This is a genomic window from Streptomyces sp. NPDC039424 (assembly GCF_055639495.1).
Genome location: NZ_JBVKAI010000006.1, coordinates 148461 through 165618, shown reverse-complemented (window position 1 = coordinate 165618; position 17158 = coordinate 148461). Strand labels below are relative to the sequence as shown.

The window sequence follows — 17158 nt, the reverse complement described above, 5'->3', positions numbered from 1 at the left end:
GGTACGCGTCGGCGGCAGGCGCAATTTTTCCAGCCAACCCATCGTGCTCCCCCCGGCCGGGCCTGGACATGGTCAGAAATATGCCACCGCTCAGCGGATGAAAACCAGTCATGGTACGGAATTGAGCGGGCGATATGACGACAGTCGGAAAGGGCGCGGGAGCGTGGGAGCCGACATGTCTTCCGGGACGGAAGTGAGCAGCTCGGCAGGTGAGGAAGCCGCTGATAGCGGCTGCCCGTTTCGCCGGTGAATTGGCTCCATAAGTGTCGCCGAATGACCGTAACGCTGATCGAAATGATCGGAGTCGATCGGTGAATTCAGCGAGCCGTCGAAGTGGTGTGGTCCGCCGGTGCGGCCGCTGAGGTCCGGTCCGTGGCCGCGCGGGTCAGTTCACGATGGACGGCCGGTGCATACGTTTTCCTCCAGCACCCGCCCCGTGAAGCGGGATGAAAGAGGAGGCAGGTTCGTGAAGGAAAGCCAGTTGGACACGTGTGTGATCGGAGCGGGACCTGCCGGGCTGGCGGTCGCCAGGGCTCTGGCGGAGCGGAATCTGCCGTACACGCACCTTGAACGGCACACCGGGCCCGGCGGTATCTGGGACATCGACAATCCCGGCAGCCCGATGTACGAATCGGCCCACTTCGTGAGTTCAGCGGAGAGGTCCGGCACGCTGTCGGCTATCGCGGCGCGGAGGAGCTGCGGGGCAAGCGGGTCCTGGTCGTGAGTGGGGGGAACTCCGGGTGCGACATCGTGGGTCCGGCTCATTCCGTTCGGCCTGGTTCTCCTGGTCGTCTACGTGGTCGAATCCACCGTTTCGGCCTGGTCGGCCGTCTATCTTCGGCAGACTCTCGCCGCCTCCCTCACGGTCGCGCCGCTGGCGTACACGGCCTACCAGGCCGGTACGGTCATCGGCCGAGCCGCTGCCGACCGGTTCGTACAGAAGCTCGGAACGGTCGCCGTCGTCCGCACCGCGGCCCTGCTGGCCGCGGGCGCCCTGGCAGCTCTGGCCGCCGCGCCGAGCTGGCCGTTCGCCGTTCTCGCGGCCGGGGCGGTGGGCCTGGGGGCATCCGTCCTGGCTCCGCTGTGTCTGGCTTCCGCCGCCCGGCTGAGTCCCACGGCCTCGGGGGCGGTCCTGGCGCGCCTGAACCTCTTCAACTACGTCGGCGTCGTCACCGGCGGCGCCCTGAGCGGGCTGCTCGGCTCCACCGGCCACTTCCGTCTCGCCTACGCGGTACCGGCAGCTCTGGTGGTCCTTGTCCCGGCCGCCGCCCGCCATTTCACCCGGCTTCGAGGTCGACATGCCGCTTCCCCAGGATCCCCCGCCGTCCTGACCAGGCAAGATGAGCACATTGGGTGAAGTTGCGGAAACTCGGGGAAAAAGTTGCGGCAGCCGATGGGAGGTTGCCGTGGAGGGTAAAGATCTGGAACTGGGCGAGTTGCTGGCCGCTGCGGAGGCGGCGCCGCCCGGTGAGTCCGTCGACGTGGTGGCACACGACCTGCAAAAGCGATTCGGTGCGGAGCGTGTGTCCTTCCTGTTCGTCGACCTCATCGGTCAGCGGCTGGTACGGCTCGCCGCGGCCGGCGGTGATGTCGCGGACCACGCTGAGCCGATCGACCTGCACGGCAGCCTCTACGACAGCGTTCTGCGGAGCCAGCGCCAGCATGTGGAACCGGACGGCCAGGGCGGACGGCGCGTCATCACGCCGGTCACCAACCGCGGCGACTGCGTCGGTGTCCTGGAGGTGACCCTGCAGTCCGCCGACGACACCGTACTCCGGCAGGTCCGCGACGCGGCGCACGCGCTGGCCTACATCATCGTCACGGACCGCCGCTTCACCGACTTGTACCACCTGGGCAGGCGCACCACCGAGACCAGCCTGGCCGCGGAGATCCAGCACCAGCTGCTTCCCTCGGCCCCCTGCTGCGAGGCGGCGCAGTTCACCCTCGCCGCCGGTCTGATGCCGGCCGACGACATCGGTGGCGACACCTACGACTACAGCCTCGACCGCGACACCCTGCACCTGTCCATCACCGACGCCATGGGCCACGACACGAACTCCGCTCTGCTGGCCACCTTGCTGGTCGGCGCACTGCGGCGGGCACGCCGCAGCGGCTGTGACGCCCTCAAGCAGGCCCACCACGCCCACCAGGCCCTGCTGAGCCACAGCCGAGGTCTGGCCACCGGACAGTTGCTGTGCGTCAACCTCGAAACAGGCCTCTGTGAACTGGTCAACGCCGGCCACCCCTGGCCACTGCGGCTGCGCGACGGCACCGTCGAAGAGGTCAAACTCGCCGTCAACCTGCCGTTCGGTGTGGCGGCACCCACCTCCTACCGCGTACAGGAACTGCGACTGCGTCCCGGAGACCGCCTGATCCTGCTCACCGACGGAATGCAGGAGCGCGGTGCCGCCGCCGACCTGGCCTCGGTCGTTCACGACACCCGCTCGCTGCATCCGAGGGAAGCCGTCCGGAGCCTGACCGCCGCGGTGCTCGATGCCTGCCATGGCAACCTCCGGGACGACGCCACGGTCCTGATACTGGACTGGCACGGCAATCGCCGCCGATCGGCCGCAACCAGACCGGGCCCGCAGCGCTGAGCCGCAGCGGTCCGGTTCCGAATATGTGCCGGAGCACCGGCTGGGGCCCACCGGCATCCTCGACCACCCCGGCGCCCTCCTCACCCGTCGGCGTGACCGCACGGCGGGCGCAAGCACCGACTAGACATTTCAGGGGACTCCGCATCCGAATGCCCGGCGCACGGGGAAGAGAGAGTGACACAGGACGTACGCCAAGGAGTCCAGGGAGCGGCATGCGCGAGTACCAGGACCGGCCCGACCGCCGGCACCGGCGCCCCGAGGGTGTCGATGACAAGACCGTCGAGGCACTCGGATCACTGTCCAAGGCCCTGGAGACCACCGAGCGTGCTCGCGGTCACCTCTACAGCTTCCACCAGCTGACCGGCGGGGCCGACCTGGAACTGGACCGGGCGGTTCGGCTGCTGCGCGAAGCGGGGCATCACTCCTGGGCCGACAAGGTCCAGACCGAGATCCTCGGCCGCAACGTCATCCCCGGCCACTGGACGTTCCAGATCGTCGAGGCCTACAACGCCACGTACTACGGGCCGTTCCAGGAGCTGGAGCGCGACGCGGTGAGCGAACTCGCCCAAGGCCGCGACCACCTCTACGAGGCGGAGATGAAGGAGGCACGCCGCACCGCTGGACACCCCCACCACACCGCCCGCCCTCCCGCCGCGGAGAGCTGAGCCCTCGAAGAGCATCCGGGAAGGGAGCCGAGACCATGGCCGGGAAGAAGCAGCACGACCGTCCGGACGCGGAGTTCACCGAAGGCGAGAAAGTGGCCTGGAGCAGCCACGGATCCACTGCCGAAGGTGAGGTGCAACGCAAGATCATCCGGCGGACGGAGGCCGCCGGCCGTACCGTGGACGCCTCGGCGGACGAGCCCCAGTACGAGGTCCGCAGCGCCAAGTCGGGCAGGTCGGCGGTCCACAAGCCATCGGCCCTGCGCAAGAAGTGAGCCGAGGCCCCGCACCCACGTCAGGACGGCGTCCATGCAGACGTTCCTGCCCGATTCCGATTTCCGGCGCTCCGCCCTGCTGCTGGACCGTCGCCGCTTGGGCAAACAGCGGGTCGAGGCGCTCCAGGTCCTTCGCGGCCTGACCGTCCCCGGATACGGCTGGCGCAGGCACCCGGCAGTGCGTATGTGGAGCGGATACGAGGAGGCACTGGTCCGCTACGGCCTGGAGGTCTGCCGGGTATGGCGCGAGCACGGACACCAGGACAGCTGTGCCGCCTCGTTGATCGCCGGATACGCGGCATGCCGTCCGGTCGCTCCCGTGCGCGATCAGCCCGCTCTCGCCGCCGCCGGGGAACTCCCGCCGTGGCTCGGTGACGAGGCCTTCCACCGCAGCCATCAGTCCGCGCTCGTCCGCAAGGATCCGGAGACGTATACGCACGCGTTCCCCGGCGTTCCGGACGATCTGCCCTATGTGTGGCCGTCGTCCGACCGGGAAGGCGGCGCGGCGCCGCTACGACCGTGAGGAGGGGCGGCGGCAGAGTGATTCCGTGGCCGGTTAGGCTGACCCCCCATGACGGACGGGGAATCTGACAGACGGCTCATAGACGGCCGTTTCGAGTTGTTGGCACGGCTGGGCAGCGGCGGTATGGGGACTGTCTGGCGCGCCCGCGACATCGCCTTGCACCGCGAGGTCGCGCTGAAGGAAGTGCGGCCGCCGGACCCCGCGCTGGCCGAGTCCGACCCGGTCATGGCGCGGATGCAGCGGGAGCGGGTCCTGCGGGAGGCCCGGGCGCTGGCGCGGCTCAGCAACCCGCATGTGGTGACGATCCATCACATCGTGGACAGCCCTGATGCTCCGTACCCGTGGATCGTCATGGAGCTGGTGGCCGGCAGCTCCCTGTACGACCGGCTGCGGGAGGGCCCGCTCACGCCGCAGGAAGCCGCCCGCACAGGCCGCGGCGTCCTTTCCGCCCTGCGGGCCGCCCATGCGGCCGGTGTGCAGCATCGCGACGTCAAGCCCGCCAATGTCCTGCTGCGCAACGACGGAAGCCCGGTGCTCACCGACTTCGGTATCGCCGCGTTGCGGGACGCCACCAGCCTGACCGCGACCGGCGACCTCATCGGCTCCCCGGAGTACATCGCCCCGGAGCGGATTCGCGGCGACGAGGGCCGGACCGCCTCCGACCTGTGGTCGCTGGGCATGATGCTGTACGTCGCCGTGGAAGGACACCACCCGCTGCGGCGCGCGACGACCATGGCCACGCTGGTGGCCGTGATGAGCGAGCCCGTACCTCCACCGCTGCGCTCCGGGCCTCTCACCCCGGCCCTCACCGCGGTGCTGGTCTCCGATCCGGACGCCCGGCCCAGCGGTGAGGAGCTGGACCACATGCTGGCCGCCGCCGAGCAGAGCCCGAGTACCGGCACACGGGGCGATACTCCACCCTGGTCGGCGCCTTCCCTGCCCGGTACGCACACCCCGTCGACGCCGCCCAGGCGGACCAAGGTCAGGGTGGGCCTGGGCCTGGCCTGTGCCGTGGTCGGTATCTCGGTGACGGCCACCTTGTTCTTCCGGTACGGCATCGATTCCCACGCCTCGATGGGCGACAAGTCCGGCAGCAGCGGTTCGACCACCTCTCGCCCGACCGGGACGACTGCTCCTGGCGCGGTTCCGGTGGCGTCGAGTCCGGGCGCTACGCCCGACGGGAGGACAGAAGACTCGTCGGGCAGCCTGCTGACCCCGGCCGGAGTGAGGAGAGTGGTCGCCGAACTGACCCCGGTGATGGGAGGCAGCAAGGTGATCGATTTCAACGTCTACCCGGAGTATGCCGGAGCCACGGCGCCGACCAGGGCCGACAAGCACCGCTTCGACACCTTCGACTACCGCGACGGCGCTGCCACCCGCAGCGGACCGGATCCCGTCTCGGCGATCGATGCCAAGAAGACCCTGGTGGACCTCAACTCGGTCAACTGGGACGCACTGCCCGGTTTGTGGAAGCAGGCGGAGAAGCGCCTGAAGGTCCAGGGGACCAGCTCGCGCTACATCGTCGTGCAGGGCGACATCATCACCGGCTCACCGGCCGTCTACCTTTACCTGTCGGACGACTACGGGGGCGGTGGTTACCTCGAGGCGAACCTGGAGGGCAAGGTGACGAGGGTCTACGTCAGCGGGTCCTGACCCCGGCCGCCACCTGACCGCGGTGAACCGACACGCGGGGCGACCGGCGCGTGTCCTCGGGCGGGACCGGTGGGCGTGGAACTCCGCCGCTGCCGCGGGCGCATGAAGGCGGTGGCGGCCCCCGTGGCGAGGACGAACCCGGCCGCGACACAGAAGGCGTTCCGGGCCCCCGCCAGCGAGGCGGCCCCCTGCGCGAGAGCGCCGGCCCTGGTGGTGTGGAAGAAGACGCTGCCGAGGAGGGCGACGCCGAGGGTGCCGCCGAGTTGCTGGACGGCGTTGAGCAGGCCGGCCGCCGAGCCCGTCTCGTGCGGGCGGACGTGGTGCAGAGCGGTGGTGAAGAACGGCACGGCGTACAGGCCCTGGCCGAGACCGGCTACGGCCAGCGCCGGGAGCAGCGGCCACGGGTAGGAGCCGGGCCGGCAGGCGGCGTACACCACCGCCGCGGCCAAGGTGCCGACGAGCAGGGCCAGCAGGCCGGCGGACATGACGCGAGCCCCGTACCGCGGTACGAGCCAGATACCGGCGGCCAAGGACGACAGGGCCATCGCCACCGACCACGGCAGCAGGGTGAAGCCCGCCGTCAGCACGTCGCTGTGCAGCCCCACTTGCAGCTGCACCACGATCACCAGCATCAGACCGTTGACCGCGGCGAAGAACAGCATGGATGCCAACAGAGCGGCGGGGAAGCCACGCTCGCGGAACAGGCTCGGCTCGACCAGCGGGCTGCGCCCGCATCGCCCGCGCCACCGCTGGTGGAGAGCGAAGCCGACCAGCATCGCGCCGCCGACCGCCGGCAGCGCCGAGCGCCGGCCCGGCCACCCCGACGCGCCGCCCTCGATCAGGGGGTGGACGACCAGGCCGATGCCCAACACCGCAAGCGCCGTACCGGTGAGGTCCAGCCGCGGCCGCCGCGCGGCGCGGTCCTCGCGCAGCAGGCGGCCGGCCAGCAGGACCGCGGCGCCGAGGGGGACGTTGACGAGGAACACCGCGCGCCATGTGGAGCCGAAGAGATCGGCGTGGGTCAGCACGCCGCCGAGCACCGGACCGGTGACAGCGGCCAGACCCATGACAGGGCCGACGCAGCCCATGGCTCGGGCCAGCTCGCGGCCGTTGAACAGTGCACGGATCATGCCGATGGTCTGGGGGATGATGAGCGCCGCGGCGGCCCCTTGCACGGCCCGTACCGCGATCAACGCCGCGGTGGACGGGGCCAGGGCGCACAGCAGCGAGGCGAGGGTGAAGGCGGCCATGCCGACGCGGAAGACCCTCCGGCGGCCGGCGATGTCGCCCAGGCGCCCGCCGGTGATCAGGAAGACGGCGAAAGGCAGCGTGTAGGCGGCGCTGAACCACTGGATGGCCGCGTCGGAGCCGCCGAGGTCGGCGCGGATCACCGAGGCGGCGACGGTCATGACGGTGGCGTCGAGGAGGTTCATCGCTTCAGCGAGCAGGAGCACTGCCAGCGCGGCCCACCGGTGCGGATGAGGTGTGGTCGTGGATTCGTCACGCATGGGTCGACGGTGCGCCGAGGCGCGATCCCGCTTCCACTTTCGCCAGCAGATCTGAATGAATTTTCCACTATGCCCTCTTCAGTGCATGATGCTCACATGCTGGACCCCATCGATCGCGGTCTCATCCACGCTCTGCACATCGATGGCCGGGCGCCGTTCAGCACGATCGCCGATGTCCTCGGCGTCTCGACACAGACCGTCTCCCGCCGCTACCGGCGGCTGTGCGCCGAGGCGTCGCTACGGGTGGTGGGCCTGGCGGACCCCCACCGGGCCGGGCGCACCCAGTGGCTGCTGCGGCTCACCGCCGGCCCGCACTCCGCCCAGGACCTCGCGGCCGCGCTCGCTCGCCGCGCCGACACCTCCTGGGTCATGCTCGCCTCGGGCGGCACCGAGATCCTCGCGGTCGTGCACACACCCACCGCCGCCGGCCAGGACGGGCACGCGCTGCTGCTGCACGACATCCCGCGTACGGCCGGCATCACCGCCGTCTCCGCACACTGTGTGCTGCACACCTACCTCGGCGGACCCACCACCTGGCCCGGCCGCGAACAGAGCCTCGACGCCGCGCAGCGCCGCCGTCTCCAGCCCGCCACCGCGTCCGCCCGTCCCGCGCGGCAGGGCCTCACCCCGGCCGACGGCGACCTGCTCGCCGCCCTCCAGCGCGACGGCCGGGCCGGCCTCACCGAACTCGCCGCGGCCACCGGCTGGTCGGCCGCCACCGTCGCGCGCCGACTGGCCGACCTACGGGCCGGCGGCGAACTCTTCCTCGACGTCGAGCTCGACAACACCCTGCTCGGCGTCACCACCCAGGCGATGCTGTGGATGGCCGTCGCCCCCGCCCACCTCGACCACGTCGCCCGCACCCTGGCCGGGCACCACGAACTCGCCTACGTGGCCGCCGTCACCGGCTCCAGCAACCTGGTCGCCCAGGCACTGTGCCCCGACCCGGCAGCGCTGCACCGCTATCTCATCGAGAAGGCGGGTGTCCTGGAAGCGATCCGCAGCCTGGAGACCGCCCCCGTCCTGCGCATGGTCAAGGCGATCGGCCCGGTCCCGTCCACGGCCTCGGCCGGTGCGAGCCGCCGCGCCAGGACCCGCACCCCGCCCGCCGGGTAGGCCGCGAACCGCTCAGCCGACCGGGGACAGTTGGCGGGCGAACCGGCGGACAGCGTCGGTGAACGCATCTGGGGCGTCGAAGTTCGCGAGATGTCTTGCCCGCGGGATCAGTTCCACACGAGCGCGCGGATGCGCGCGGGCGAAGTCCGCCTCGCCAGCCCGGAAGACGGCGTCCTTCTCGCCGTTCAGGATCAGCACCGGAGCCTCCACATAACGCATCGCACCCGCGTCGAAGCGTCCCAGTACCTCGCCCCAGGCGTTCGGCAGGGTATGGAAGGCGTAGCCGGCGCGGATGGTCTCCTCCACCACTTCTGGCGGATAGAGCCGCCGAAGCAACCGGTCGTTCCACCGGGTCAGCCGATCCGCCGGTATACGAGGAACGAGTCTGGCGACCCACCGATACGGCATCGCCCTGAGGCCGCGGGTGGAGGCGCTGGCGCCCGCGAGGATCAGCCCGCGCAGTCGTTCCGGACGGCGCCGCGCGAACTCCAGCGCGGCATAGCCGCCGAGCGAGTGTCCGACGACCAGAGCCGGCCCCCGCCCGAGCGAGTCCACCGCGGAAGCGATGATCTCCGTCGCGGCGCTCAGGCTCCAGGGCTGATCCGAGCGCTCTCCGTGGCCGGGCAGGTCGACAGCGGTCACCGGGAATTCGTCCCGGAGCGCGGCAAGCTGCGTACTCCACTGCCCCGCGCTGAAGCGCGTCCCGTGAACGAAGACCACGGGCACCGCATCCGCCGCTGCCATCGACCCCCCAAGGTGACACCGCCTCAAGCCGACTCTACCGGCGAGGAATCCCTCGTGATCAAGGAAGAGGCGAATATGCGATCACGGGGACGGACGAGTGCTAGCGTCGCCCGCATGCCTGAACTGATCACACCCACAGGCTGGTTGCAATCGTCCTGGCTCGCAGCGCGGGACGAGTGGTGTCCAGGTGCCCACCAGGCCGGGACGGGCCTGCGTCTCGCGCCTGATGCCGAGCTCGACCGCCCCGAGGTCTTCGCGGAGTGGGTCGTACGACTGCAGCAGCAGTCGGACAGGTCGGTTGCCGTGGGGGAAGAGCGCGTCCATGCCACCCATTGGTGGATCGTCGAGGGCGACAGGTATCTGGGGGCCATTGATCTGCGCCATTACCTGAACGCCTTTCTGCTCGACGTCGGCGGACACATCGGCTACAGCATCCGGCCCTCCTCCCGGAGACGCGGCTTGGCGACGTGGGCTCTCGGGGCGGTTCTGCCCGAGGCTCGTGCGCTCGGCTTGGACCGAGTCCTCGTCACTTGCGACGACGACAACATCGGGTCGGCACGCAGCATCGAACGCAACGGTGGTGTCCTGGAAGATGTCCGCACAACCAACGCGGGCATCAAGCGCCGCTACTGGATCACTCTGTAGGGAACGGGTCGGTGATCGGGCCTGTCCGGCCGATCAGGACTGGTAGTACGCGTCTAGCGGGATGCGGGCCTCGGCGAAGAGGGCCGGGCCGTCGTGGGGGATCGTCGGCCAGGCGCCCGACTGGGGGTTGAGTTCGACGAGTTGTTCGGTGGAGACCGCGAAGACGACGCGACCCAGACCGGAGCGGACGATGGCGCCGTCGCACATGCCGCAGGGCTGGCAACTGGTGTACAGGGTCGTGCCTGACGCCGTGTCGGGGGAGAGTTCGCGGGACGCCCACCGGGCGAGCTTCAGTTCCGGGTGGGCGGTGATGTCGTTGTCGCGCCGTACCGTGTTGTGGGCCTCAGCGAGGATCGTGCCGTCCGCGGCGGCGAGCAGGGAGCCGTAGGGGGCGTCGCCCAGGGTGATGGCGCGGGCCGCGAGGGCGATCGCGCGGCGCAGGAGTGCCTCGTCGGCGGGGGTGATCACGATGCTGTCCTTCGATGGGTGGCGACGGCGGTGAGCGCCTGCCAGGCCGCTTCGGGCCGCCGGGTCTCTTCGGGGTCTCCGTGGTAGGGGTCGAGCACGACGGTGTCGGCGCCGAGCGCGTGCAACTGGTCGAGGTCGTCGAGGACCTGTTCGAGGGTGCCGACACCGGCGATCCGCTCGGGGCCGTCGACCGGTGTGCCGGTCAGCCGCAGCGCGATGCGGGGGGCGAACCCCGGCAGAGTGTGGCGGGCCAGGACCGAGCGCATCCACGGAAGGGTGCCGCGCAGGGGATGCCAGGCGTCACCGTATCCGATGGCGCGCCGGATGCCGGCCTCGCTGTTGCCGCCGACCCAGATGGGAATGGAGGTGGGGTTGTGGCTCCGCAAGGTCTCCAGGTGCTCGTCGGTGAGTTTGCCGCGCGCGCCGAACGGTACCCCGAGCGCGTCGAACTCCTGGCGCGCCCAGCCGACGCCCACCCCGAGCACGAGCCGGCCGTCGCTGAGCCGGTCGAGATTGGTGGCCATGCGGGCTGCGAGCAACGGGTGCCGATAGGGCAGGACGAGTACGGTCGTGCCGAGGCGCACCCTGGTGGTGAGGCCGGCCAGCCAGGACAGCGTGGTGAACGGCTCGTAGAACGGCTCCGGGTACCGCTCGGCCACGTCCGGGGTGACGGCCACGTGGTCCGACACCATGAGCAGGTCGAAGCCGAGCCCCTCCACGGTCCGTGCCCACTCGCGCAGCACGCCGGGGTCGGTTCCGGGCCCGAAGTTCGGGACGTTGACGCCTAGTTGCATGACCGGAGGCTATCCCCGCGATCATGAGGATCTGAAGATGCTTCTCCTGGTCTCCCCGGCCTTCTCTCGTGGATATCCCGGTAGATTCGCGTCATGGCCGCGAATCTCGACGACGTTGACTGGGCGATCATCAGCCAGCTGCAGCAGGAGGCCCGCATCTCTCTCAGTGAGCTGGGGCGGCGCCTGCACCTCAGCCCGTCGGCCACCACGGAACGGGTGCGCCAGTTGGAGGCTCAGGGCGTCATCACCGGCTACCGGGCGGCGGTGGACCTGGCGAAGGTCGGCTACCCCGTGCTCGCCGTCGTCCGGCTGAAGTACCCGGGCAACCGGCACCAGCCGCTGCGGCGGCTGCTCACCGAGCGACGCGAGATCCTGGAGTGCCTGCGTACGACAGGGGACGACTGCTACACCCTGAAGGTGGCCGCGACCTCCATGGAGCATCTGGAGACCCTCGTCGACGAGCTGGCGGGCTTCGGCAGCACGACCACCAGCGTCGTCTACAGCCAGACCTTGCCGTACCGCGGCCCCGATCGGCCCTGACGCCGCCGACCGCGGCACCGTACGACTCCACCCGAGCCCGCGGGAGCGCACGACGCTCAGCGGAAGCACGCCTTACGGACAGCCCTCAGGTTGCCGCTGGCGATGTGTGCCTGTCTCCTTACCCCACCGCCCGCTCAATCGCCGGAAAACCATGATTCCCGAAAGTTCCGGAAATCCTCGGCCCACACTTGGCGGATGGTCAGCAAGGGCCTTCTCAAGGCAAGGGCGAGGCAGCGGATCGAACGTTTCCTGAGCGGCGGGGATGCCCACGACCTGCTCACACGGCAGGCTGCCGAGGAGGCCCGTCTGCTCAAGCGCTCGGCCGTCGGGTTCCGGCGTGGTCGTGCCGTGGTACTCGACGCCGAGGGTGCCCGTCTGGCAGGCAGGCTGTACTGGCTCCGAGGCCGTCTGCCGTCCAACTCCGCGGCGCCGGCCGACATGGCCGCGGCCAAGAAGCTGTTCCTATTGCTGAACCCCGACGCGGAGGATCCGCTGCCTCCGTCGGCCCGGCGGCTGCGCGCCCGGCCATGCTCCACCGAGGCGTTGACGGAGATGCTTGTCACCGCGATGGCACGGGGAGACGCCGGAGTCGCGGACACGGTCATGGCTGCGGGAGGAGGGAAGCGCCGGTCCGAGCGCCCGGCGGCTCTGGCGGCTTGGCTCCAGTTGCGCTACACGCTTCTGGGCGACCCCCACGACCTGGACCAGTCGGTTGAGCTGAGCCGTGCGGGGCTCGCCGCCGAGGGGACCGCGGGCCTCGTCGAGAACGGGACCGCGCTGTGCGGCGCCCTGCTGCTCCGCTACGAGGACGCCGGCGCCGAGAGGGATCTCGAGGAGGCCGTCGAGCTGGGCCGGACCGTTCTCGACCAGTGCCGGCCGGGAGCTGTGATGCGCGCCGAGATCGCGTCGTTTCTGTCCCGGTCGCTGCTGGCACGGCACTGGCGGACGGGGGCTCCGCAGGATCTGGAGGAGGCCCTGGCCCTGGCCCGGGCCGCCGCTCAGGACGCCCCCGACGCCGGTGCCTTCCGGCTTCTCATGCTGGGCAACGTCGCCGGTGTACTGCGGGACCGCTTCGGCATGACCGGCGCCCGCGCGGATCTTGACGAGGCGGCCGACATCATGGCGGTGGTCATCAAAGGCCTGCCCGAGGAGCACGAGCAGTACACCCAGCAGTTGGGCAACCTCGGAGTCCTGCACCGGGTCCGCTACGAACACGGCGGGGATCCGTCCGACCTGGACACCGCGCTGGAAAGCGGCCGTACGGCCGTACGGATCATCTCCCAGGACAGCCCCTACGGCCCGCGACTGCGCAGCAACCTGTGCCTCGCCCTGGCGCACCGGTACGACTGCTCAGGGCAGCGTGTCTACTTGGACGAAGCCACCGACATCGCCGCGGAGACCGTTGCCGCGGCGTCCCCACGCAACCCCGAGCGCGGGTTGCACCTTCACGTCCTGGGCCGTCTGCTGCGCGACCAGTACGAACACTCAGGTGACCCCGCCGACCTGGAAGCGGCGATTTCCATGGGGCGCCGCGCCGTGAAGTCGGTGCCCGCCGCCCACCCCGCCCGCAGCCTGTATCTGACGAGCCTCAGCATGTCGCTGCGCAGCCGGTACGACTGCGCCGAAAAGCCTAGTGACCTCCATGAAGCCGGGGAACTTGCCTTGGCGGCCGTGCGGCACATACCCGAAGACCATCTGGACCAGCCCGGATTCTGCTTCAGGGCCGCCCGCATCCTGAGCGCACGGGGCATGGAGAACGGCTCCGTGGAGGACCTCGACCTGGCCGTCGGCCTGGCCTACTCCGCCATGAACGCCTGCCCACCGGACCACCCGGTCTTCCTCACCTACCTCACCCTCGTCGGCCACATCCTGCTCGACCGTTACGAAACCGCCGGTGTACCCGACGACTTGGAGGAGGCGACCCGCATGGCGCGTAGGGCTGTGGCGGAAACTCCCTCCGAGGACCCGTCCGCACGGGTGCGACGGCTGTTCCTCCTCGGCTGCGCTCTGGCCATCCGCCACGGCTCGGGCGCGGGGGATCCCGAGGCCGCCAAGGAGGCCATGACGGTGCTCGACGCCGTCCGGACACCCGCCGCTGGACCCTCCTTGCAGGTCGACGCGGCTTTGGCCGCCGGACGGCTCGCCCTCTCGCTCGGCCAGTTCGAGCGCGCCGCGCGGGACTACGCCGACGCTGTCTCCCTGATGCCCACCGAGGTCGGACGCGACCTCAGCCGTCGGGTGCAGGAACGCCGCCTCACCACTTGGTCGAACATTCCGGCCGGCGCGGCGGCCCTGGCCCTGAGGACGGGAAAGGCGGACGAGGCCGTGGAACTTCTCGAGGCCGGCCGGGGCCTGCTGCTGGGACGAGGCACGGAGCTGCGAACCGGGCTCGATACGGTACACGCCCTGGCACCGGACCTCGCCGCACGGCTGGAATCAGCGGCGGCGGCGCTCCGGGCGGACGACGACGAGCCGGCGCTCGGAGGCAACGGCCACCTGCGCCGCAGGCGCCCCCGCGAGCAGGCCGCACAGGAGTGGGAGGCCGCGCTCGCCGAGGTCAGGACGGTGCCGGGCCTCGCCGACTTCCTCAGCCCCCCGCGCATCGACCGGCTGCGCTCGGCGGCCGCGTCCGGACCCGTGGTGATGGTGAACGTCAGCATGCACGGGTGCGACGCCCTCATCGTGCAGGGGGACGGCGTGCGGGTCGTCCCTCTGGCGCTGACCGCGCAAGAGGCGGGCGAGCGCGCCACCGAGCTGGTCAGAAGCATGCTTCTGCGTCCCAAAGAGCTGGACGCACTGGTCGGTGAGACGCTGCGGTGGCTGTGGCGGACCGTGGCCCGTCCCGTGCTGGGGGAGCTGGGTCTGCTCGGCCCGCCTCGGGCACACCTGCCCCGGTTGTGGTGGTGCCCGACCGGCTCCCTCGCCTTTCTCCCGTTGCACGCGGCTGAGGATCCGGCCGAGGGCGGCCTGCTGGACCGTGTGATCCCGTCCTACACGCCCACCCTGGGCGCGTTGTTGCGCGCCACCGAGGCCGCCGGCGAACCCACTGCCCGGGGAGCTCACTCGCCGAGGGCCCTGGTCGTGGCCCGGCCCGACGAGAACCTGCCGTCGGCCGGTCCCGAAGTCGACGCCGTCCGCTCGACTTTCCCCGATGCGACCGTCCTCGCCGGCGTTCGCGCCACCCGGCAAGCGGTCCTCGACGCGCTGCCGCAGGCGGCGATCGTGCACTTCGCCTGCCACGGGGGCTTCGACCCACTCGCCCCCTCCACCTCGGGTCTACGCCTGGGGAAGGAAACGATGACCGTCCTCGACATGAGCCGGCTGCACCTACGGGGGGCCGAGCTGGCGTATCTCTCGGCCTGCTCCACCGCCGTCGGCGGCGTGAAACTCACGGACGAGTCGATCCACCTGACCTCGGCTCTCCAGTCGGCGGGCTTCCGGCAGGTCATCGGCACCCTATGGCCCGTGCACGACATCATGGCGCCGCAGGTCGCCGAGGACGTCTACGCCCACCTCGCGCCCCCAGGCAGCATCACAGGGCGGGTCGACGGCGCCGCAGCGCTGCACCACGCGGTGCGTGCGGTCCGGGAGAGCCATCCGGACCGGCCGTCCTTGTGGGCTTCGTATGTACACATCGGTCCGTGAGGAGGCGGGTATGAAGGGCACGATCGGCGAGCTGGCGAGGGGAGACGTCCGCACGGTGCGGCGCCACGGCGGCGAGCGGGCGGCAGGGTCGGAGCCGGGGCCCGGACCGGAGCCGACCGTGGAGGTGGACGCCGGGGGCGAACCGTACCGGGTCAGTACGCCGGAGGGGGTGTTCCCCGCCGTTGTGCTTTCGCCAGGGACTTGCCTGCGCGACCTCGCCGCCAACAGCCGACTGGTCCGCATGGTGACGCGCACGGTGCCGGGTGTCGTGGTCGCCGGGGCGGGCCGTCTGATCGGGTTCGTGCCGCGCAGGGCACTGGTCGACGCCCTCCTCGCCGACACCGGACTGCGGGGCGACACGGGATCCGATCCGCTTCTGCACGGGATCGCGCAGGCGGTCAGCGACGCCGTCCGCATCCGATGCCTGACCTGCGGCAACGTCAACGCGTACGACCACTGCCTGCCGGGTGAGCAGAAGGCCTGTGTGAACGGCCACCCCCTCGACCCGGACCTGGACTGAGCCGTGCCGGGGCTGCTGCAGACAGCGGGCGCGCTCCTCGAGCGCCGGCTGCTGACCACCACTTGGCTTCCGGTCGTGGTTTTCGGAACGTTGACCGGCGCACTCACCGCCCGCGGTGCCGGTTGGTCCCGCAGCCGGCAGGCTTGGCAGAATCTGCCCGCCGATTTGCGGATACTGACGGTGATGTTTGCGCTCGCGGTCACCACCGTGCTCGCCCAACTGCTCGCCGCCGCCAGGCCCGGGCTCATCCGCCTGTACGAGGGATACTGGAGCTCCCTGCCGTACGGCGACCGCATCGCCGACCGCCTCCGCCGCAGACGCGAGGATCCGGTGGCGCGGACCGAGCGGCCATGGTCGCTTCCCACACCGGACCGGCTGATGCCCACACGGATCGGCAACGTCATCCGCGCCGCCGAACAGCAGGCGCAGCGCTACGGCATGGACGCGGCCACAGCCTGGCCCCGCCTCTATGTGACGCTGCCCGAGACGTTCACCCTCCACTTCGCCGCCGCCTGCGCCACGCTCGACCTGATGGTCACGATCAGCGGCCTCGGCGCGGTGTTCGCCGTGTGTGGCGGGTCCCTGGCCGGCGCGGTGCTCTCCTGGCAGGCCGCCGTGCTGTGCGTCGCGGGCGGGGCCCTCACTTCCTGGCTCGGCTTCCGCGCCGCCCTGCGGGCCGCCTTCGCCTACGGGGAGCTGGTCCGGGCGGCCTTCGACGTGCACCGCTGGCTGCTGCTGGACGCCATGGGGCTGCGCCGGCCCACGAGTTATGCCGCCGAACTCAAGCAGTGGCGCCAACTGCACCAGGTCTGGCAACGCGGCAGCCCCGACGCCGACCGCGCCCACCACCTCGGCTACCCCACGACCGCTCCGGGCTCCTCACCGACCTCTGACGCCCAAAGCAGCAACTGTCATGCACCCACGCCTTAATCGATCCGGGGGCCTGAGTACTTCTACTCAGGCCCCCCGGCCATCGATCAGGGAAGGCTGCAGGCATGAACACCTCCCGCACAGAACCACGTCCCGTCATACCGCAAGTGTCCGGAGCGGCTGTCACCGGTGCGGTTCTGGCCTGCGGTGTCGTCTACTTCTTCTCCTGGGTCGAGCAGGACAGCGACCGGGCATGCGAGAAGACAGACGGCCTCTGCTGGACCTGGTGGGACTGGGCAGCCACGCCCCTCACCTTCACGACTGCCTTGATCATCCTGATCATCGTCTACAAGCAACTGGACATCAGGCCACGGCTCGCAGTCATCCCGCCGACGATCCTGCTGGCACCGTTCCCTCTCCTCGCCGCACAAGCGACTGCCGGCTGGTGGACTGTCGCCATCACGGGCGCAGCATGGTCATGCTCCCTCGCACTGGCCACACGCAGCCGCTACCGGATCCCGGGGATCACAGCTTCAGCCACGCTTCTGCTCGCCTCCCTCGTCGTTCTCTACCACTGAGATGGATTGTTGCCACCCGC

General features: G+C 70.4%; 18 protein-coding genes. 14 read left to right on the top strand and 4 right to left on the bottom strand.

The window, feature by feature from the left end; genetic code table 11:
* Positions 1 to 349: 349 nt before the first annotated feature.
* From ACZ7L0_RS17690 to ACZ7L0_RS17660, 7 genes are all read left to right on the top strand, one after another.
* A complete protein-coding gene (locus ACZ7L0_RS17690; RefSeq protein ID WP_471243372.1) occupies positions 350 to 724 on the top strand; it encodes an NAD(P)-binding protein in 375 nt (124 codons plus the stop codon).
* A complete protein-coding gene (locus ACZ7L0_RS17685; RefSeq protein WP_471243371.1) occupies positions 725 to 1357 on the top strand; it encodes an MFS transporter in 633 nt (210 codons plus the stop codon).
* Between the two features lie 49 nt (positions 1358 to 1406).
* The gene (locus ACZ7L0_RS17680; protein WP_471243370.1) at positions 1407 to 2597 is read left to right on the top strand and encodes a PP2C family protein-serine/threonine phosphatase; all 1191 of its coding nucleotides are present in this window, start codon (positions 1407 to 1409) and stop codon (positions 2595 to 2597) included.
* A 212-nt stretch (positions 2598 to 2809) separates the two neighbouring features.
* Positions 2810 to 3262, top strand: coding sequence for a hypothetical protein (locus ACZ7L0_RS17675; RefSeq protein WP_471243369.1), 453 nt, complete (start codon positions 2810 to 2812; stop codon positions 3260 to 3262).
* A gap of 35 nt (positions 3263 to 3297) precedes the next feature.
* On the top strand, positions 3298 to 3534 hold the full coding sequence (locus ACZ7L0_RS17670; RefSeq protein ID WP_471243368.1) for a hypervirulence associated TUDOR domain-containing protein: 237 nt from the start codon (positions 3298 to 3300) through the stop codon (positions 3532 to 3534).
* A 34-nt stretch (positions 3535 to 3568) separates the two neighbouring features.
* Entirely contained in the window at positions 3569 to 4057 is a 489-nt protein-coding gene (locus tag ACZ7L0_RS17665) for an MSMEG_6728 family protein (RefSeq protein WP_471243367.1), read from the top strand.
* A gap of 48 nt (positions 4058 to 4105) precedes the next feature.
* A complete protein-coding gene (locus ACZ7L0_RS17660) occupies positions 4106 to 5710 on the top strand; it encodes a serine/threonine-protein kinase (RefSeq protein WP_471243366.1) in 1605 nt (534 codons plus the stop codon).
* Here ACZ7L0_RS17660 and ACZ7L0_RS17655 read toward each other — a convergent pair.
* Positions 5692 to 7218 (bottom strand): MFS transporter, encoded by a 1527-nt coding sequence (locus ACZ7L0_RS17655; protein WP_471243365.1) that lies wholly within the window; start codon positions 7216 to 7218, stop codon positions 5692 to 5694. The two genes, ACZ7L0_RS17660 and ACZ7L0_RS17655, sit on opposite strands and share 19 nt — an antisense overlap.
* A 96-nt stretch (positions 7219 to 7314) precedes the next feature.
* On the opposite strand from ACZ7L0_RS17655, the gene ACZ7L0_RS17650 reads away from it, so the two are divergent.
* Positions 7315 to 8334: an Lrp/AsnC family transcriptional regulator gene (locus ACZ7L0_RS17650; RefSeq protein WP_471243364.1), complete on the top strand. Its 1020-nt coding sequence runs from the start codon at positions 7315 to 7317 to the stop codon at positions 8332 to 8334.
* A 12-nt stretch (positions 8335 to 8346) separates the two neighbouring features.
* On the opposite strand, the gene ACZ7L0_RS17645 is transcribed toward ACZ7L0_RS17650, so the two are convergent.
* A complete protein-coding gene (locus ACZ7L0_RS17645) occupies positions 8347 to 9078 on the bottom strand; it encodes an alpha/beta fold hydrolase (protein WP_471243363.1) in 732 nt (243 codons plus the stop codon).
* 114 nt (positions 9079 to 9192) lie between these two features.
* Here ACZ7L0_RS17645 and ACZ7L0_RS17640 point away from each other — a divergent pair, with 114 nt between their 5' ends.
* On the top strand, positions 9193 to 9723 hold the full coding sequence (locus ACZ7L0_RS17640) for a GNAT family N-acetyltransferase (RefSeq protein ID WP_471243362.1): 531 nt from the start codon (positions 9193 to 9195) through the stop codon (positions 9721 to 9723).
* A 33-nt stretch (positions 9724 to 9756) separates the two neighbouring features.
* On the opposite strand, the gene ACZ7L0_RS17635 is transcribed toward ACZ7L0_RS17640, so the two are convergent.
* Both ACZ7L0_RS17635 and ACZ7L0_RS17630 read right to left on the bottom strand, forming a co-directional pair.
* Complete coding sequence (locus ACZ7L0_RS17635) at positions 9757 to 10191, bottom strand: nucleoside deaminase (RefSeq protein ID WP_471243361.1); 435 nt, start codon at positions 10189 to 10191, stop codon at positions 9757 to 9759.
* Complete coding sequence (locus ACZ7L0_RS17630; protein ID WP_471243360.1) at positions 10188 to 10985, bottom strand: LLM class flavin-dependent oxidoreductase; 798 nt, start codon at positions 10983 to 10985, stop codon at positions 10188 to 10190. Before ACZ7L0_RS17630 ends, ACZ7L0_RS17635 begins: the two co-directional genes overlap by 4 nt.
* Before the next feature lie 93 nt (positions 10986 to 11078).
* Between ACZ7L0_RS17630 and ACZ7L0_RS17625 the strand changes: the two genes are divergently transcribed.
* The 5 genes from ACZ7L0_RS17625 (at position 11079) to ACZ7L0_RS17605 (ending at position 17138) form a co-directional block, all read left to right on the top strand.
* A complete protein-coding gene (locus tag ACZ7L0_RS17625) occupies positions 11079 to 11525 on the top strand; it encodes an Lrp/AsnC family transcriptional regulator (RefSeq protein WP_471243359.1) in 447 nt (148 codons plus the stop codon).
* Positions 11526 to 11720: 195 nt separating this feature from the next.
* Positions 11721 to 15170: a CHAT domain-containing protein gene (locus ACZ7L0_RS17620; protein WP_471243358.1), complete on the top strand. Its 3450-nt coding sequence runs from the start codon at positions 11721 to 11723 to the stop codon at positions 15168 to 15170.
* A 10-nt stretch (positions 15171 to 15180) separates the two neighbouring features.
* Positions 15181 to 15690: a hypothetical protein gene (locus ACZ7L0_RS17615; RefSeq protein ID WP_471243357.1), complete on the top strand. Its 510-nt coding sequence runs from the start codon at positions 15181 to 15183 to the stop codon at positions 15688 to 15690.
* A 183-nt stretch (positions 15691 to 15873) separates the two neighbouring features.
* Complete coding sequence (locus ACZ7L0_RS17610; RefSeq protein WP_471243356.1) at positions 15874 to 16620, top strand: hypothetical protein; 747 nt, start codon at positions 15874 to 15876, stop codon at positions 16618 to 16620.
* A 65-nt stretch (positions 16621 to 16685) separates the two neighbouring features.
* Positions 16686 to 17138, top strand: coding sequence for a hypothetical protein (locus ACZ7L0_RS17605; protein ID WP_471243355.1), 453 nt, complete (start codon positions 16686 to 16688; stop codon positions 17136 to 17138).
* Positions 17139 to 17158: the final 20 nt, after the last annotated feature.

Bases quoted from the DNA above. Each gene is read 5' to 3' on its own strand.
- ACZ7L0_RS17675 (WP_471243369.1), top strand. From the start codon at position 2,810: ATGCGCGAGTACCAGGACCGGCCCGACCGCCGGCACCGGCGCCCCGAG.
- ACZ7L0_RS17670 (WP_471243368.1), top strand. From the start codon at position 3,298: ATGGCCGGGAAGAAGCAGCACGACCGTCCGGACGCGGAGTTCACCGAA.
- ACZ7L0_RS17665 (WP_471243367.1), top strand. From the start codon at position 3,569: ATGCAGACGTTCCTGCCCGATTCCGATTTCCGGCGCTCCGCCCTGCTG.
- ACZ7L0_RS17660 (WP_471243366.1), top strand. From the start codon at position 4,106: ATGACGGACGGGGAATCTGACAGACGGCTCATAGACGGCCGTTTCGAG.
- ACZ7L0_RS17655 (WP_471243365.1), bottom strand. From the start codon at position 7,218: ATGCGTGACGAATCCACGACCACACCTCATCCGCACCGGTGGGCCGCG.
- ACZ7L0_RS17650 (WP_471243364.1), top strand. From the start codon at position 7,315: ATGCTGGACCCCATCGATCGCGGTCTCATCCACGCTCTGCACATCGAT.
- ACZ7L0_RS17645 (WP_471243363.1), bottom strand. From the start codon at position 9,078: ATGGCAGCGGCGGATGCGGTGCCCGTGGTCTTCGTTCACGGGACGCGC.
- ACZ7L0_RS17640 (WP_471243362.1), top strand. From the start codon at position 9,193: ATGCCTGAACTGATCACACCCACAGGCTGGTTGCAATCGTCCTGGCTC.
- ACZ7L0_RS17630 (WP_471243360.1), bottom strand. From the start codon at position 10,985: ATGCAACTAGGCGTCAACGTCCCGAACTTCGGGCCCGGAACCGACCCC.
- ACZ7L0_RS17625 (WP_471243359.1), top strand. From the start codon at position 11,079: ATGGCCGCGAATCTCGACGACGTTGACTGGGCGATCATCAGCCAGCTG.
- ACZ7L0_RS17620 (WP_471243358.1), top strand. From the start codon at position 11,721: ATGGTCAGCAAGGGCCTTCTCAAGGCAAGGGCGAGGCAGCGGATCGAA.
- ACZ7L0_RS17615 (WP_471243357.1), top strand. From the start codon at position 15,181: ATGAAGGGCACGATCGGCGAGCTGGCGAGGGGAGACGTCCGCACGGTG.
- ACZ7L0_RS17610 (WP_471243356.1), top strand. From the start codon at position 15,874: ATGTTTGCGCTCGCGGTCACCACCGTGCTCGCCCAACTGCTCGCCGCC.
- ACZ7L0_RS17605 (WP_471243355.1), top strand. From the start codon at position 16,686: ATGAACACCTCCCGCACAGAACCACGTCCCGTCATACCGCAAGTGTCC.